The 15,177-nt window shown below is 31.1% G+C and carries 17 protein-coding genes; 11 read left to right on the plus strand and 6 right to left on the minus strand.

Annotated elements, in window-relative coordinates:
- Positions 1 to 52: 52 nt before the first annotated feature.
- The 11 genes from BUB70_RS10425 to BUB70_RS10475 all read left to right on the plus strand — a co-directional run bounded on the left by BUB70_RS10425 (position 53) and on the right by BUB70_RS10475 (position 10,265).
- Positions 53 to 307 (plus strand): hypothetical protein, encoded by a 255-nt coding sequence (locus BUB70_RS10425; RefSeq protein ID WP_073121288.1) that lies wholly within the window; start codon positions 53 to 55, stop codon positions 305 to 307.
- A gap of 19 nt (positions 308 to 326) precedes the next feature.
- Positions 327 to 2,741 (plus strand): YfhO family protein, encoded by a 2,415-nt coding sequence (locus BUB70_RS10430; protein ID WP_073121290.1) that lies wholly within the window; start codon positions 327 to 329, stop codon positions 2,739 to 2,741.
- Positions 2,742 to 2,745: 4 nt separating this feature from the next.
- Positions 2,746 to 3,936, plus strand: coding sequence for a glycosyltransferase family 4 protein (locus tag BUB70_RS10435; RefSeq protein ID WP_073121292.1), 1,191 nt, complete (start codon positions 2,746 to 2,748; stop codon positions 3,934 to 3,936).
- Positions 3,937 to 5,190, plus strand: coding sequence for a glycosyltransferase family 4 protein (locus BUB70_RS10440; RefSeq protein ID WP_073121294.1), 1,254 nt, complete (start codon positions 3,937 to 3,939; stop codon positions 5,188 to 5,190). It abuts the gene before it with no gap.
- Position 5,191: 1 nt separating this feature from the next.
- Entirely contained in the window at positions 5,192 to 6,280 is a 1,089-nt protein-coding gene (gene wecB, locus BUB70_RS10445; RefSeq protein ID WP_073121296.1) for a non-hydrolyzing UDP-N-acetylglucosamine 2-epimerase, read from the plus strand.
- A 67-nt stretch (positions 6,281 to 6,347) separates the two neighbouring features.
- On the plus strand, positions 6,348 to 7,811 hold the full coding sequence (locus BUB70_RS10450; protein ID WP_073121298.1) for a lipopolysaccharide biosynthesis protein: 1,464 nt from the start codon (positions 6,348 to 6,350) through the stop codon (positions 7,809 to 7,811).
- A gap of 85 nt (positions 7,812 to 7,896) precedes the next feature.
- Positions 7,897 to 8,235, plus strand: coding sequence for a 30S ribosomal protein S6 (gene rpsF / locus BUB70_RS10455; protein WP_068824382.1), 339 nt, complete (start codon positions 7,897 to 7,899; stop codon positions 8,233 to 8,235).
- 2 nt (positions 8,236 to 8,237) lie between these two features.
- Positions 8,238 to 8,534, plus strand: a complete 297-nt coding sequence (gene rpsR / locus BUB70_RS10460; protein WP_073121300.1) for a 30S ribosomal protein S18 — start codon at positions 8,238 to 8,240, stop codon at positions 8,532 to 8,534.
- A 13-nt stretch (positions 8,535 to 8,547) separates the two neighbouring features.
- On the plus strand, positions 8,548 to 8,994 hold the full coding sequence (rplI, locus tag BUB70_RS10465; protein ID WP_073121302.1) for a 50S ribosomal protein L9: 447 nt from the start codon (positions 8,548 to 8,550) through the stop codon (positions 8,992 to 8,994).
- Positions 8,995 to 9,106: 112 nt separating this feature from the next.
- Positions 9,107 to 9,580 carry a DUF6495 family protein gene (locus BUB70_RS10470; protein ID WP_073121304.1) on the plus strand — a complete coding sequence of 158 codons (474 nt, stop codon included), beginning with the start codon at positions 9,107 to 9,109 and terminating at the stop codon, positions 9,578 to 9,580.
- A 4-nt stretch (positions 9,581 to 9,584) separates the two neighbouring features.
- Positions 9,585 to 10,265 carry a TrmH family RNA methyltransferase gene (locus tag BUB70_RS10475; protein ID WP_073121306.1) on the plus strand — a complete coding sequence of 227 codons (681 nt, stop codon included), beginning with the start codon at positions 9,585 to 9,587 and terminating at the stop codon, positions 10,263 to 10,265.
- A 30-nt stretch (positions 10,266 to 10,295) separates the two neighbouring features.
- Here the strand turns inward: BUB70_RS10475 and BUB70_RS10480 are convergent, their stop codons facing one another.
- The 6 genes from BUB70_RS10480 to BUB70_RS10505 form a co-directional block, all read right to left on the minus strand.
- The gene (locus BUB70_RS10480; RefSeq protein ID WP_073121308.1) at positions 10,296 to 10,949 is read right to left on the minus strand and encodes a hypothetical protein; all 654 of its coding nucleotides are present in this window, start codon (positions 10,947 to 10,949) and stop codon (positions 10,296 to 10,298) included.
- A 2-nt stretch (positions 10,950 to 10,951) separates the two neighbouring features.
- Positions 10,952 to 11,248: a hypothetical protein gene (locus BUB70_RS10485; RefSeq protein ID WP_073121310.1), complete on the minus strand. Its 297-nt coding sequence runs from the start codon at positions 11,246 to 11,248 to the stop codon at positions 10,952 to 10,954.
- Positions 11,241 to 12,125 carry an aldose 1-epimerase family protein gene (locus tag BUB70_RS10490; RefSeq protein WP_073121312.1) on the minus strand — a complete coding sequence of 295 codons (885 nt, stop codon included), beginning with the start codon at positions 12,123 to 12,125 and terminating at the stop codon, positions 11,241 to 11,243. The genes BUB70_RS10485 and BUB70_RS10490 overlap by 8 nt, the downstream gene beginning before the upstream one ends.
- Before the next feature lie 5 nt (positions 12,126 to 12,130).
- The gene (locus tag BUB70_RS10495) at positions 12,131 to 13,450 is read right to left on the minus strand and encodes an SPFH domain-containing protein (RefSeq protein WP_073121315.1); all 1,320 of its coding nucleotides are present in this window, start codon (positions 13,448 to 13,450) and stop codon (positions 12,131 to 12,133) included.
- Positions 13,451 to 13,477: 27 nt separating this feature from the next.
- On the minus strand, positions 13,478 to 13,906 hold the full coding sequence (locus BUB70_RS10500) for a hypothetical protein (RefSeq protein WP_073121317.1): 429 nt from the start codon (positions 13,904 to 13,906) through the stop codon (positions 13,478 to 13,480).
- Between the two features lie 62 nt (positions 13,907 to 13,968).
- Positions 13,969 to 15,168, minus strand: a complete 1,200-nt coding sequence (locus BUB70_RS10505) for an alanine dehydrogenase (protein ID WP_073121320.1) — start codon at positions 15,166 to 15,168, stop codon at positions 13,969 to 13,971.
- Between the last annotated feature and the right edge of the window lie 9 nt (positions 15,169 to 15,177).

A 15,177-nucleotide genomic window follows, 5' to 3' on the forward strand; every position in this document is an offset into this window, starting at 1 on the left:
GCGGGTAGGTTCGTTTTCAAATTATTATTTTTGAGCAACTAAAGAAAAATCAATGCAAGAAGCCGGATTTATAAATTTTATTAGAACACTATTAATTATACTTGCAGTATATTATATTTTTAAGTTTTTTGTTAAATATGTAGTACCTGTTTTATTGGTGAATTACGTTCAGAAGAAAACAGGTCAGCAAGTAAAAAAAGAACCTTTAGAAAAAGAAGGAACGGTTACAATTGACAAAAAACCAGCTCAAAACAATGTTGTGAATGATAATGTTGGTGAGTATGTAGATTACGAGGAAATAGATTAATTCCAAAATAAAAATAATTTTGAAAAAAACATTTAACGTTAAACAGGTTGCTGTTTATATAGGTGTAATTATCGCTTTTAGCGTAGTTGCCCTTTTTTATTTTAAGCCTGTTTTAAAAGGATATAAAATATTTCAGAGTGATATTGCTCAGTTTAGAGGAATGTCTAAAGAACTAAAAGATTATAGAGCAGAAAACGGAAAAGAAGCATTTTGGACAGATGCTGCTTTTGGAGGAATGCCTTCTTATCAATTAAGTACTTATTACCCTAACGATTATATTAAAAAGTTAGATAGCCTTATTCGTTTTTTACCTAGACCAGCAGATTATTTATTTCTGTATTTTCTAGGATTTTTTGTGTTGTTAACCGTTTTAAAATTCGATTGGAAATTAGCTTTGATAGGCTCTTTAGCTTTTGGTTTTTCTACTTATTTTATCATTATTTTAGGAGTTGGTCACAATGCAAAGGCTCATGCAATTGGTTATATTCCTTTGGTTTTAGCCGGAGTATTGTTACTTTTTCAAAAAAGATATGTAGTTGGGTTTGTTTTAACTGCCTTGGCAACTTCATTAGAAATGCAAGCAAGTCACCCACAAATGACCTATTATATGTTGTTTATGTTGTTGTTTGTAGGCTTGTTTTTTGTGATAGAACAAATTAAAAAAGGAATCTTAAAAAGTTCTTTAAAACCTATTTCTTTAGTCGTGCTAGCCATGGTGATTGGTTTGTTAACCAATGCACAAAGTATGTTGGCTACCAAAGAATATGCAGCACACAGTACTCGTAGTAAAAGCGAGTTAACCGTAACTTCTGATGGAAAACCAAAAGAAGTTTCTACAGGTTTGTCTAAAGATTATATTACAGAATATAGTTATGGAATATTAGAAACTTTTAATTTAATGATTCCTCGTTTGGTTGGAGGGGCGAATAACGAAGATTTAGGAAGAGATTCTAATACTTATAAATTTTTAGCATCAAAAATAGGAGCTGGACAAGCTGTTAATTTTTCTAAAAGCGTACCTACTTATTGGGGAAATCAACCTATTGTGGCAGCACCTGCATATATAGGAGTGGTATTTGTTTTCTTGTTTTTTATAGGATGCTTTTTGGTAAAAGGATGGATAAAAAAGGGATTGGTAGCTGCTACTATATTTTCAATATTATTAAGTTGGGGAAAAAACTTTGGTTTTTTAACTGATTTGTTTATTGATTATATGCCTCTATATAATAAGTTTAGGGCAGTTTCTTCTATTCAAGTCATTGCAGAAATTTGTATTCCTTTGTTGGGGATGTTGGCTTTAAAAGAGTTCTTTTCTGATACCGTTCCTAAAGAAGAAAAAATAGAATCTACAAAAATAGCGACAATCCTTATTGGTGGAATTTTAATCATTTTTACTTTTTTTGGAGGAATGTTGTTTTCTTTCTCAGGATTAAATGATGCATATTATAATCAACAAATTCCTGGTTTTTCTGGAGCTTTACAAGCCGATAGAAAAGATATATTATTTTCGGATGGATTAAGATCTATTGTTTTGGTTGCTATTACTGTTGGTGTTTTATGGATGGTTTTAAATGTTAAAATAAAAAAGCAATACGGAATTCTTGTTTTGGGAGTGGTGATGTTGTTTGACACTTTAACCGTTGCCAAACGTTATGTAAACGATGATGATTTTTTACCTGCTAATAAAGTTGAAAAACCATTTTCGCCATCTGCAGCAGATAAACAAATTCTTCAAGATAAAAGTCATTACAGAGTGGCTAATTTTAGTGGGAATTTTATGAATGATGGAGCTACTTCTTATTATCACAATTCTATAGGAGGATATCACGCAGCAAAACCACGTAGATATCAAGAGTTGGTAGATTATCAATTGTCTAAAAACAACATGGAAATTATTAACATGCTAAATACAAAGTATTTTATTGTGGCTTCAGAGCAAGGTCAGCCAGAAGCTCAAAAAAATCCTGATGCTAATGGAAATGCATGGTTTGTACATAATATTATTTCTGTAGACAATGCAGATGATGAAATTTTAGCCTTAACAGATTTTGATTCTAAAAATGATGTAGTCATCAACACCCAAGATTTTAAAGTACAACCTACAGAAGTAGATTCTACGGCAACCATATCATTAGTTTCTTATGAACCAAATGAATTGGTATATACTTCTCAGTCTGAAAAAACACAATTGGCTGTGTTTTCTGAAATGTATTACCAACCAGGGTGGAATGCTTATGTTGATGGAAAATTAACTCCACATTACAGAGCAAATTATGTGTTAAGAGCTATGAATATTCCAGCGGGAAAACATAAAATTATATTTAAGTTTGAGCCAAAAGTAATTCAACAAGGATCTATGTTGAGTTTAGTGGGATATGGATTGTTAATCCTAGTATCTGTTGGAATCTTCTTTATAGAAAAGAAAAAACAATAGCTCCATGCGTATAGGAATGATTTTAGACAAGACATTTCCGCCAGATCCAAGGGTGGAAAATGAAGCTGTTGCTTTGGTTGGGGCTGGGCATCAAGTTTTTTTGTTTTGTTTAAAATATGATGATAATCAACTTGATTTTGAAATTGTTAATGGAGTTCAAGTTTGTAGATATACTTCAAATCAATTTGAGTACAAGTTATCAGCATTAGCTTATACAATTTCTTTGTATACCCGTAAAATGTCTCGAAAAATTGAACATTTTATAGAAAGTCAGAAAATTGAAGTTTTGCATATTCATGATATTAGAATCGCTCAAGCTACTCTTAAGGCTAATAAAAAATATCAATTAAAAACAATACTTGATTTACATGATAACTTACCAGAGGTAATGAAGTTTTATCCTCATTTACAGAAGTTTCCGGGTAAGTATATTATTTCTCCTCAAAAATGGAAAAAAAAAGAAGAGGAGTTTATTCAGCAAGCAGATAAAATCATAACAGTATCTCAAGAATTTATAGAGGAGGTTGTTCGAAGAACAAAGATTTCAGACGATAAAATTCTATTGGTTCCCAATACAGTTAGAAAGTCTTTCTATGAAGAAGCGGTAATTGATCCCCTTATTATTGAAAAATACAAAGATAATTTTGTGATTTTGTATTTGGGAGATACTCATTTAAGAAGAGGTTTACAAACAGCTATAGAAAGCATTCCTGTTTTAATAAAAACCATTCCTAATATAAAATTTGTAATTGTTGGTACTAACACAACAGATGTAGTGTTAAAACAAGATGTTAAAAAACTAGGAATTGAAGAGTATGTAGATTTTGAAGGATGGAAAAATGTACTTTTATTTCCATCATACATTAAGGCAAGTCATATTTGTATATCTCCTTTACATAGAAGTATTCAGCATGATGTGGCTTATGCTAATAAATTATTTCAGTATATGAGTTTTGGAAAACCATTGTTGGTAAGCAATGCCATTGCTCAAAAAAAACTAATAGAAAGAATAGATGCTGGATTGGTTCATATTGAAAAAGATGTTAAAGATTTTTCTGAAAAAGTGATTTTATTAGCAAAGAATGAGGAGTTGAGGCTACAAAAAGGAGAAAATGGTCAGAGGTTTTTGAAAGAAGAGTTTGTTTGGGAACAAACCTCTAAGAACTTATTAGAAATGTATAAGAAACTAAAATAAATGAGAGTTTTAGTCATTACATATTATTGGCCCCCAGCCGGAGGTTCTGGCGTGCAGCGTTGGTTAAAGTTTGTAAAGTATTTACAAGATTTTGATATTACTCCAGTGGTTTACACCGTTGAAAATCCAGATTATCCAATTGTAGATGCAACTTTGTGTAATGATATTCCAAAAGGAATAGAAGTGATAAAACAACCTATTTGGGAGCCTAATCAGATTATGAATGTTTTTGCTAATAAGAAAAAAGTAAAAACTAGTGCTGGTTTTTTAGGAACCAAAAGAAGTTTGAGTTCTAAAATAGCTACTTATATAAGAGCTAATTATTTTATTCCCGATGCTCGTATGTTTTGGATAAAACCATCGATTACTTATTTAGAGAAGTATTTATCAGAAAATAAAATAGATGTAATTATTTCTACAGGGCCACCACACACCACTCACATGATTGGTTTGGGTTTAAAAAAGAAATTAAACATCCGTTGGATTGCTGACTTTAGAGATCCGTGGACAGAAATTGATTATTTTCATCAACTGCCTTTGACTCAAAAATCCATCAAAAAACATGAATATTTAGAGCAAGAAGTTTTAAAACATGCTGATGAGGTTTTGGTGGTGGGTAATCAAATGAAAAAATCATATGATGTTTTTTCTAAAAACGTACATGTCATCACCAATGGTTTTGATGGAGAGGTAAGCACTGAAAAAAATCTAGATGAAGCTTTTACTATCACTCATATTGGAATGTTAAATGCTGATAGAAACCCAATGGTTTTATGGAAAGCCTTATCATTATTAAAAAATAAAATTGATTTTAAAGTTCAGTTAATAGGAAAAGTTGCTCAAGAAGTAAAAGAGAGTATTGAAAGATATCAACTCTCAGGAAAGATTACTTTTATAGATTATTTACCTCATGAAGAAGTAAAAAGCTACCAGCAAAAATCACAAGTATTACTATTGGCTGTAAACAATGTTCCTAGTGCAAAAGGAATTGTAACAGGAAAAATATTTGAGTATTTACAAGCACAAAGACCAATTGTAGCCATTGCTCCAACAGATGGAGATTTGGCGGTAATTTTAGAAAAATCAAAAGCAGGTTTTGTGGTAGATTTTAAGGATGTGAAAAAGTTAACAGAAATACTTGTAGATTTACATACACAATTTAAGTTGGGAGCGTTAACAGTAAATTCGGTAGGAGTAGAGCAATATCATCGAAAATCTTTAACAGGGCAATTGGCAAACATTATTAAAAAGTAAGGTGAAAAAAATAGTTACCATATTAGGAGCAAGACCACAGTTTGTAAAAGCAGCGGTGTTGAGTAGAGTTATTGTAGAACACGATGAACTTGAAGAAGTGATTGTGCATACTGGTCAGCATTATGACAATAACATGAGTATGGTCTTTTTTGAGGAAATGCAAATTCCTGTTCCTAAATACAATTTAAATATTAATGGATTGAGTCATGGAGCCATGACTGGACAAATGTTGGCTAAAATAGAAGAGGTTTTAATTTTTGAAAAACCAGATGCTGTAGTGGTTTATGGAGATACCAACTCAACTTTGGCAGGAGCTTTGGCAGCACAAAAGTTAGGAATTAAAGTTGTACATATAGAAGCCGGTTTAAGATCTTTTAACATGTCTATGCCAGAGGAAGTCAACAGAATTGTTACGGATAGAATTGCAAATTTATTGTTGTGTCCTACCCAGACAGCGATTGATAATTTGGAAAATGAAGGTTTTGGAAATCACGATATTAAAATTGTGAATTCTGGTGATATTATGAAAGATGCTGTCGAGTTTTACGGAGCTTTATCAAAAGAAAAAGCTACAGTGCTAGAAAAACATCAGTTGGTGAAAAATAAGTTTGTTTTGGCAACCATTCACAGACAAGAAAATACAGATGATCTCAATGCTTTAAAAGGAATTTTTGAAGGGTTAACGACTATTCATCAATATAAAAAAGTAGTGATGCCTTTGCATCCTAGAACCAAATCTATTTTAGAAAAACATCAATTAACCTATCCTATTACATTTATAGATCCTGTGGGGTATTTTGATATGTTGGCCTTGTTACAACATTGTGCTTTGGTGGTGACTGATAGTGGAGGGTTGCAAAAAGAAGCCTTTTTTAATAAAAAAGCCTGTGTAATTGCTCGTGAAGAAACCGAATGGGTAGAGTTGGTAAATAATGGATTTGCTACTTTGGTAGGAAGTAATGCTGTTAAAATGCAAGAAGCTTATCAACATCATATTTCAGCCATACATGATTTTTCTATGTCTTTATACGGAAATCAAGTTGGTGAAACTATTTACAAAGAAATAAAAATGTTGATTATTCAAAAATAATTAGGTGTTCTAGTGTAGTCTAGAACAAATGCATCTCGACTACGCTCGATGACCAATAGAATCAAAAATGGGAATTGTTTTAAAAGAATCATACAGAAACACGGTTACTTTACTTGTAGCTATTCTAATAGGAGCTGTAAATGCATTGTTTTTATACACTTATTTTTTAGGAGATCAGTATTATGGACTTGTTACTTTTTTATTGTCAACGGCCTTTATTTTAAAACCATTAATGGCATTGGGAGTAAATTTTAGTGTTGTAAAATTCTTTTCGTTATTTACTTCTAAAGAAGAAACAGATAAGTTTTTAAGTTCAGCTTTATGGTTTCCATTGGTTTTAGTAATTCCTTTGGGAATGATCGGTGTTGGTTTTTACGGAAAGATTTCTGACTGGTTGTCTGAGGAAAATCCTTTGGTAAAAGATTATACTTATTTAATTTTTTTAGTTGCCTTGGCAACTGCTTATTTTGAGATTTTTTATGCTTGGGCTAGAGTTCATTTAAAATCGGTTTATGGAAATTTATTAAAAGAACTTTTTGTAAGAATTGCAGCTACTATTTTGTTGTTTGCTGTTTATTTAGAGTGGATTAATGCTCATCAATTTGTACTATGGTTAACAGGAACCTATTTTTTACAAACATTTTTAATGATGTTATTTGCGTTTAAATTATACTTGCCTAAGTTCAGTTTTTCCTTACCTGATAATTTTTGGGAAATTGTAAAATATAGTCTTTATATTATCATGGCAGGCTCTGCAGCTACTATTTTGTTGGATATAGATAAGTTTATGATTCCGCAAAAAGAAGCTATAGAAGAAGTCGCTTTTTATGCTGTTGCGGTGTATATAGGAACGGTGATTGAAATTCCTGGTAGGGCTATGAGTCAGATTGTACAGCCTTTAACAGCCAAAGCATTAAACGAAGAGAATGATGTTGATGTATTAGATTTATATCAAAAAACATCGATTACTCTATTAATAGCTTCGGGTTTGATTTTTATTTTGGTAAATGCCAATTTAGAATCTTTGTTTGCCTTATTGCCCAAAAAATATACTGGAGGTTTTTGGGTGGTGTTAATGATTTCTATAACCAAATTATATCACATGTTTTTAGGGAACAACGGAGCCATTATTTCTAATTCTAAATACTATAAAATTTTATTACCTTATGGAGTAGGAATGGCTTTTTCTGTAATTCTTTTAAATGATTGGTTGATTGAACTTATGGGAATTAACGGAGCGGCGTTGTCTACTTTAATTGTAGTACTAGTTTTTAATACGGTAAAATTAGGGTATGTAAAAAAGAAATTTAACATTTGGCCAACAACCCGAAAAACATGGATTGCACTATTTTTTATAACATTATTTACTGTGATAGGTGTTTTGTTTAATTTCAAATTTCATCCTGTTGTAAATATATTATCAGAATCTGTTCTTTTAGGAGTGGCTTATCTTTTTGTATTGATTCATTTTCAGCTATCTACAGATATTACAGCAGTTTATCATCAATTTAAATCAAAACTAAAAAAGTAGTGTATTTTTTAGAATTTGAGTTTTGTAAGTGGATATAAAAACACTATATTTGCACCCGATTTAAATTTAATTAAAAACAATCATTATGAATCATTACGAAACTGTTTTCATTTTGAATCCCGTTTTATCTGACGTTCAGGTAAAGGAAACAGTACAAAAGTTCGAGGACTATTTGGTTTCTAAAGGTGCCGAAATGTTACATAAGGAAGATTGGGGGCTAAAGAAATTAGCTTACACAATCCAAAAGAAAAAAAGTGGATTTTACCACTTATTTGAGTACAAAGTTGCTGGTGAAGTAATTGCTCCTTTTGAATTAGAATTTAGACGTGACGATAGCGTTATGCGTTATTTAACAGTTAAGTTAGATAAGCACGCTGCTGCATGGGCTGAGAAAAGAAAGTCTAACTTAAAATCTGCGAAGTAATTATGGCAAATATCGATCAACAAGCAAAAGGTGGTGCTAAAGGAGATGTAAGATATCTTACTCCATTAGACATCGAAACTAAAAAAGAAGCTAAATACTGTAGATTTAAGAAAAAAGGAATCAAATACATCGATTATAAAGATGCAGATTTCTTAATGTACTTAGTAAACGAGCAAGGTAAAATTTTACCAAGACGTTTAACAGGAACTTCTTTAAAATACCAACGTAAAGTGGCACAATCTATCAAAAGAGCTCGTCACTTGGCATTAATGCCTTATGTTGGAGATTTATTAAAATAATAAGTAGACTATCATGCAAGTAATATTAAAACAAGACGTTGAGAACTTAGGGTTCATAGACGATATCGTAGAAGTAAAGAACGGTTACGGACGTAACTTTTTAATTCCTACAGGAAAAGCTGTTTTAGCAACTGAGTCTGCTAAAAAAGTATTAGCAGAAACTTTAAAGCAACGTGCTTATAAAGAAGCTAAATTAGTTGAAGAAGCTAACGCTACTGCTGAAGCAATTAAAGCATTAGAAATTAAATTGACTTCTAAAGTAGGTCAAGGAACTAAATTATTTGGTTCTATTTCTAACATTGATGTTGCAGAAGCTTTAGAAAAAGCAGGACATTCTATTGAAAGAAAATTCATCAAAATTGCTGGAGGATCTATCAAAAGAACTGGAAAATACAATGCTGCAATTCGTTTACACAGAACTGTAACAGCGGATTTAGAATTTGAAATTATTGCTGAGTAATTTTCTCAACAATTAAACATATTAAAAGCTCACTACCTTTATTGGATAGTGAGCTTTTTTATGAAAAATAGTTTTCTATTTATTTAAGATTTTACTTTATATACCTAATAAAATGAAATACATTCAACTAACCAAAGAACAATTAGAAGAGTTACATCAAGAGTTTGCTACCTTTTTGGCTACCCAACAAATTGATGTAAAAGAATGGAATGATATTAAAGCCAACAAACCAGAAGTTGCAGATGAAGAAATTAATATTTTTAGCGATTTGGTTTGGGAAGATGTATTAACCAAAGCAGAATATGTTGAACATTTTTCTAAATCGAGTATTAATTTATTTTATTGTACCGAAGGGGTGATACAACGTATTATGATTAAATCTAATGATGATAGTGTTGATTTATCTAGCCAAGAAGGAATTCAGACTTTGTTAAACAATCCTAAAAGTAAACAGTTTGAATTTTTTAAAGGAGCTAAGAAATATGCTAAAGAAAGAAATTTAGAAATTTTTGATTTAATTTTAAAAGGAGCAAGCATTAATAAAGAAGGGGCTTTGTATCAAAATTTTAAAAGTTTTGTAGAGTAAACTTATGGTAGATCAACAATTAGTAACTTATCTAGAGGAGTTTGTAACCAATGAGCGTAAAGCTTTGTTCAGAGAGGTGTTAAAGAATAGAACTAGACATTTTGCCGTGGTGTTGGAGGATTTGTATCAAAAACATAATTGGAGTGCTGTGGTGCGTAGTTGTGATGTTTTTGGGGTACAAGATATTTATACTATAGAAAATAAATACAGTGCTTACATTTCTAATGGTGTTGGGAAAGGAGCTCAGAAATGGGTAGATTTTCACAGATTTAAAACCAGAGAAAACAATACACAAGACTGTGTAGATGAACTAAAAGCAAAAGGATATCAAATTATTGTAACCACACCTCACGAAGATTCTTCTTTTGTGTCTGATTTTGATATTACTAAAAAATCTGCTTTTGTATTTGGAGTAGAAGGAGCAGGAGCTTCAGACTTGGTCATGAGTCAAGCAGATGGCTATTTAAAAATTCCTATGTATGGTTTTACAGAAAGTTTAAACGTATCCGTAGCAGCAGCCATCACTTTACAAAACACGACGGATAGATTGCGTAAATCGACCATTGATTGGCAATTAACTGATGAGGAAAAAGAAGAGTTATATTTAAGTTGGCTAGAAAAATCTATAGGATCTATCAAACCCATCAAAGAAAGGTTTTATAAAGAATTAGAAGATAAAAAATAAAAAAAGGCTCTATTTAGAGCCTTTTTTTATTTAATATAATAATTGAATGTTTTCATCCTTGTATTTATAAGTTTTCTTTAAGTCAGGAACTCTATCATAACTTAACAAATACAGATTGTTAAGTTGAAAATATGTTTTTGATACTTTTAATTTAATCTTTTTTCCGACAGAAGAACTTATTGTTTTTTTAGGTAAAAGAGTACTGTCTATTCTTGTTCTAAAAGAGTATTTCTGATGATTTACTGTATAAGAAATATAAGTTTCAGAAGAGTTATATGCGTTATAGCAAGAATCTATTTTTCCATACATTTCAAATGAGTTTTTTGCTATTTGCGCAATTGGATCAATAGGTTTTTTATTTATTAAAAGTAATGAATGTAAACTGTCTTTTCTGTTGTAGATTACAGGATAGTAATGGTTTAATTGGATGTTTTTTTCTTTGATTTCATTTCTAGAATCAAAATAGTTAGTCAAACTTTTTAATTTATATTTTATGTATAAAGTATGACTTGTTCTACTTCCTTCTATTTCGTAACGATATGGAACACAAAAAGATAGTCGTTGATTCTGATAAAGGTCTTTTTCTTTTTGTTTCTTTTTCTTTTGATAAAAATTACTAAATAATAACATAATTATAAAAAAAATTAAAGTTCCAATAAATTGTTTTTGTTTTAATGTTAACATATTTACTTAAACTTTATCATTGCATTTTTAGGGTTATCTGCATCGTACAGAATTGTAAAAATACTATCGGTTACTTTGTTTTTTAAATGCATCGGAACCTCTTGTTTTTTGTTGTAAATTATATCATTCACCGTATAAGTAAATTCGCAATAAGGTAACTTTCCTCTTTGAAATTCATTCATCACTTTCCCAGTAGTGGTCGCCGCATTTTCCATTATTTTCTCCTTGTAGTTCAGTTTTATCACAAAAGCAATGATGACCACACAAACAATAATAAAAGGAAAAATGATTTTATTCATTATCAAAATTGATTAAAATACTGTATTCACAGTTGAAAGTTTCTTTAGGATTTAATTTAATAATTCCCTCTTTTTCTGTGATTTCTTGGTTATGGTTTACGTTGTCGGCAATTCCATGCCAAGGTTCAATACAGATAAAAGGAGCTTCTTGATTTTTAGACCATATTCCTAAATAAGGAAAGTTTTTAAATTCTACACTCATATAAGTATTTCCTGTAGGTTCGTGTATGAAAGAAATTTGTGAGAATGGATTTGGATTAAAAACAATGGCATCATTGTCAAATACATTTTTAGGCAATTCTAAAATCCCTTCTTGTTTAAAAACCGGATAAGATTCATTTCCTATTAAACTTCCTTCAATCAATTTGGCTTCTGGAGTTTCATTATTATCAAACATTAAAATATATTCTTCTCTAGTTTGATTTTTTTCAAAAGGACAATTAAAAGCAGGATGTCCACCCACGGAAAAATATAAATCTTCTTGAGCAGGGTTTTCTACAAAATAAGAAGTTACCAATCCATTAGAAGTAAGCGTGTATTTTATTTGAAAAAGAAAATCAAAAGGATATACTTTTTTAGTCTCTTTATCTGACACTAATTGAAACGTAATACTATCTTCTGTTTGAGTTGCAACAATAAAGTTTTTGTCTCTAGCAAAACCATGCTGTCCCATTGGATATGAAATTCCTTTGTAAGTGTAGCTGTTGTTTTTTAAAGAGCCCACAAAAGGAAATAAAACAGGTGTATGTCTGTTCCAAAATTTTGGATTTCCATTCCAGATATATTCAATGTTTTCTTTACAGAGGCTAATTAATTCTGCTCCTTGAGATTTAAAAGTAGCCTTTAAATATTTGTTTTGTAGGGTATAGGTGTTCATCTTTATTATTTACTTTGGGTTTGTAATTGTTTTGCCATGGCGGCTCCAATTAAACTTTCAAGAGGTGTAGTTCCGTTTTTTGAATCACCTCCACCAATAATCATAGTTTGTGGGAATTTAATTTTAGCAACTTCTGCAGCTACTTTAATATCTCTTTCAAGTTCTAACTTTAATTTTACTTCTGGGGTAATACCTGCACTAACTTTTCTGGATATTTCATAGGCTTCAGCATCAGCTTTTACCTTTTTAGTTTGTGCATTTAAACGTTCTGTTTCTAATTCAATAGCTGCTAATTTTTTATTAGTTTCTTCTTGTTTTAGTTTTGTTTCAATAGCAATTAAAGCCTTTACTTGTTCTTTTTCTTGTGCAACTCTTTCAGCAGCCTTATCTCTTTCCCCTTCAGCAATAATACGTTGCTGAGCGTCCTTGGCAGTTTCTACTTTTTGTTGTTCTAATTGTCTTTTTGCAGATTCATCTCGTTGTGCTTCTAGTCTTTGTTTAAAAGTAGATTCAAGTTCTATATTATCTACAATTACTTGTGAGACAATAATGTTATTTTCACTTAGCTCATGTTTAATTCTTTTAGGGATTCCATTCTCTAAAACTTTATTTACTTCATAAGAAGTTTGAATTTCTTTTATAAGTTTACTTGTTTGCTGTATGGTAGAAAAAATAGTATCTCTTTTTTCAATTTTTTCAACAGCATAAGCACCACCTTTTAATTGTTCTTCAAACACTTGTCTAAAGTTTTGGGCTTCACCAGAAATGTAATCTTGAGCAGCAAACATGTAGGCAGTATTAACCAATTGTTCTTTGATGGTTGGAACAATGGTGTTGTTTACTAAATTACTCATCGTTCTAAATTTTACCGCCAATCCTATAAAGCTAGTTTCGTCTCTAGGTAATTCAAATCTCGTAGAAATAAAACCAGTAGCGGTAACTTGATCAATAAAACGAAGAGGTACAGGTTTCATAATACCTTCTACTTCATCTTCATCTATTTCAATACCGTTACCAATTACTTTTACATCAATAAATTTTTGCCATTTATCAATTTTGGCAAACCCTCTCCATTTGATTCCTTGTTCCATTACAGCACTCATGGTTCCTGTAGGAGAAACTAGCAAATAGTTAAATCCTCTGTCAGCAAAAAAGAATAGTTGATTAATAGTTGCGAGGAGTAAGCCAATGGTTAGTATAAAAATAGCATGGCCTTTTTTTAAATTTTTTTGCCAAGTTGGTGCATTATCGTTAATAGTTGCTTTACTTAGTAATAATCCTACTAATCCCCCAAGAATTAGTATTATCCCTAAAATTGTAATCATAGCTTTTTTTGTTTAAGGTTAATATAATTAGTTTACTTTAATATCTGTGATTGTTGCGGTGTATTCACATCTTTCAATAATAAAAGAGAAGTTGTTTCTAACAATTTTATTATTTATTTTTTTACCAATAGTGGCATCAATCCAATAATCAGGACATGGTTTTTGATGAACATGACTTTTGTCTCTGTTCCAATCACCTTTATGAAGCATGTATTGAATGTCTAATGAATCTAAATGATATTGAGTTAAAATTTCTTGAGCTTTATCAGATATTTTTAAGGTGTCTTTTAATCTAATTTGACTTAAAACTCTAGCCGTAGGACCGTAATTAAAAGTGGTTCCTTTTTGTTTGTTTATGTATGTTAAGGCAACCACTCCAAGAGCCAATCCACCAAAATAATATCCAAATCTTCTTAATAATTTGGCATCGATTTTACTTAGTAATTCTTTTAACATAATTGAGGTTTTCTGACATCAAAAGTAAAGAAGTAGTTTGTATTAAGAGGTCTGTTTGCAAATTAAAAAATCAATAAATTAATATCAGTAAAAGGAAAGTTAAACCAATCTCCCACAGCTTTATTTGTTAAAATTCCTTTATACATATACATTCCACTCCTAATGATTTTATCATATCTAACAGCGCTTTCAAAGCCCCCCTCTTCTCCAATATTTAATAGGTAAGGAGTAATGATGTTACTGATAGAAATGGTTGCAGTTTTAGCGTAGCGAGATGGAATGTTTGGAACGCAATAATGTACAACACCATGTTTTGTGAAAGTAGGATTGCTATGGGTAGTAAGTTCAGAAGTTTCTATACATCCACCTCTGTCGATACTAACATCAATAATGACGGCACCTTCTTTCATAACTGAAACCAAATCTTCAGAAACTACAATCGGAGCTCGGCTTTTTCCTTTTATAGCACCAATAACTACATCAGCTCTCATTAAAGCTTTTTCTAATGCTTTGTGGTGAATGGTAGAAGTGTATATAGGAATATGTAAATCTTGTTGTAATTGTCTTAGTTTGGTGATTGAATTGTCAAAAACTTTTACACTAGCTCCTAGTCCTTTTGCAGATTTTGCAGCAAATAAACCAACGGTTCCTGCACCTAGAATAACAACTTCACAAGGAGGAACACCACTAATATTTCCTAAAAGTCTACCAGACCCTCCTTTTTCAGCATTCATTAGTTCTGAAGCGATTAAAATAGAAGCGGTTCCGGCAATTTCACTTAATGATTTTACAACGGGAAAACTATCATGTTCATCTTTAATAAAATCAAAAGCGATGGCAGTTATTCTTTTATTGGCTAAGGCTTTAAAATAATCGGCTGATTGCGTTTTAAGTTGTAAGGATGATACTAAAAAAGCTTGAGGTCTCATTAAATCAATCTCTTCTAATGAAGGTGGAGATACTTTTAAAATTAAATAACATTCAAACACTTCTTTGGCAGTGTAGGCTATTTTTGCTCCTGATTCGGAGTATTCAGCATCAGAAAAATTAGAAGCCAATCCAGCTCCAGTTTCTATTACTATTTTATGACCTTGAAGCGTCATAGCAGCAACAGCATCAGGTGTTAAACAAACTCTTTTTTCTTCGTGACAAGTTTCTTTAGGTATTCCTATAAGAAAATCTCCCTTTTTAGATGGAATTGCTAGTCGTTCCTCTTGAACATGAAACTCAAATTTTCCAAATGCAGCCATACGTTTCCCCATATCATAAAA

This window comes from Wenyingzhuangia marina (assembly GCF_900130035.1).
Classification (GTDB): domain Bacteria; phylum Bacteroidota; class Bacteroidia; order Flavobacteriales; family Flavobacteriaceae; genus Wenyingzhuangia; species Wenyingzhuangia marina.

What these genes read in the sequence shown, in the direction of transcription:
- BUB70_RS10425 (WP_073121288.1), top strand. Translation starts at nt 53, where the DNA reads ATGCAAGAAGCCGGATTTATAAATTTTATTAGAACACTATTAATTATA.
- BUB70_RS10435 (WP_073121292.1), top strand. Translation starts at nt 2,746, where the DNA reads ATGCGTATAGGAATGATTTTAGACAAGACATTTCCGCCAGATCCAAGG.
- BUB70_RS10440 (WP_073121294.1), top strand. Translation starts at nt 3,937, where the DNA reads ATGAGAGTTTTAGTCATTACATATTATTGGCCCCCAGCCGGAGGTTCT.
- BUB70_RS10450 (WP_073121298.1), top strand. Translation starts at nt 6,348, where the DNA reads ATGGGAATTGTTTTAAAAGAATCATACAGAAACACGGTTACTTTACTT.
- rpsF (WP_068824382.1), top strand. Translation starts at nt 7,897, where the DNA reads ATGAATCATTACGAAACTGTTTTCATTTTGAATCCCGTTTTATCTGAC.
- rpsR (WP_073121300.1), top strand. Translation starts at nt 8,238, where the DNA reads ATGGCAAATATCGATCAACAAGCAAAAGGTGGTGCTAAAGGAGATGTA.
- rplI (WP_073121302.1), top strand. Translation starts at nt 8,548, where the DNA reads ATGCAAGTAATATTAAAACAAGACGTTGAGAACTTAGGGTTCATAGAC.
- BUB70_RS10470 (WP_073121304.1), top strand. Translation starts at nt 9,107, where the DNA reads ATGAAATACATTCAACTAACCAAAGAACAATTAGAAGAGTTACATCAA.
- BUB70_RS10475 (WP_073121306.1), top strand. Translation starts at nt 9,585, where the DNA reads ATGGTAGATCAACAATTAGTAACTTATCTAGAGGAGTTTGTAACCAAT.
- BUB70_RS10480 (WP_073121308.1), bottom strand. Translation starts at nt 10,949, where the DNA reads ATGTTAACATTAAAACAAAAACAATTTATTGGAACTTTAATTTTTTTT.
- BUB70_RS10485 (WP_073121310.1), bottom strand. Translation starts at nt 11,248, where the DNA reads ATGAATAAAATCATTTTTCCTTTTATTATTGTTTGTGTGGTCATCATT.
- BUB70_RS10490 (WP_073121312.1), bottom strand. Translation starts at nt 12,125, where the DNA reads ATGAACACCTATACCCTACAAAACAAATATTTAAAGGCTACTTTTAAA.
- BUB70_RS10495 (WP_073121315.1), bottom strand. Translation starts at nt 13,450, where the DNA reads ATGATTACAATTTTAGGGATAATACTAATTCTTGGGGGATTAGTAGGA.
- BUB70_RS10500 (WP_073121317.1), bottom strand. Translation starts at nt 13,906, where the DNA reads ATGTTAAAAGAATTACTAAGTAAAATCGATGCCAAATTATTAAGAAGA.
- BUB70_RS10505 (WP_073121320.1), bottom strand. Translation starts at nt 15,168, where the DNA reads ATGGGGAAACGTATGGCTGCATTTGGAAAATTTGAGTTTCATGTTCAA.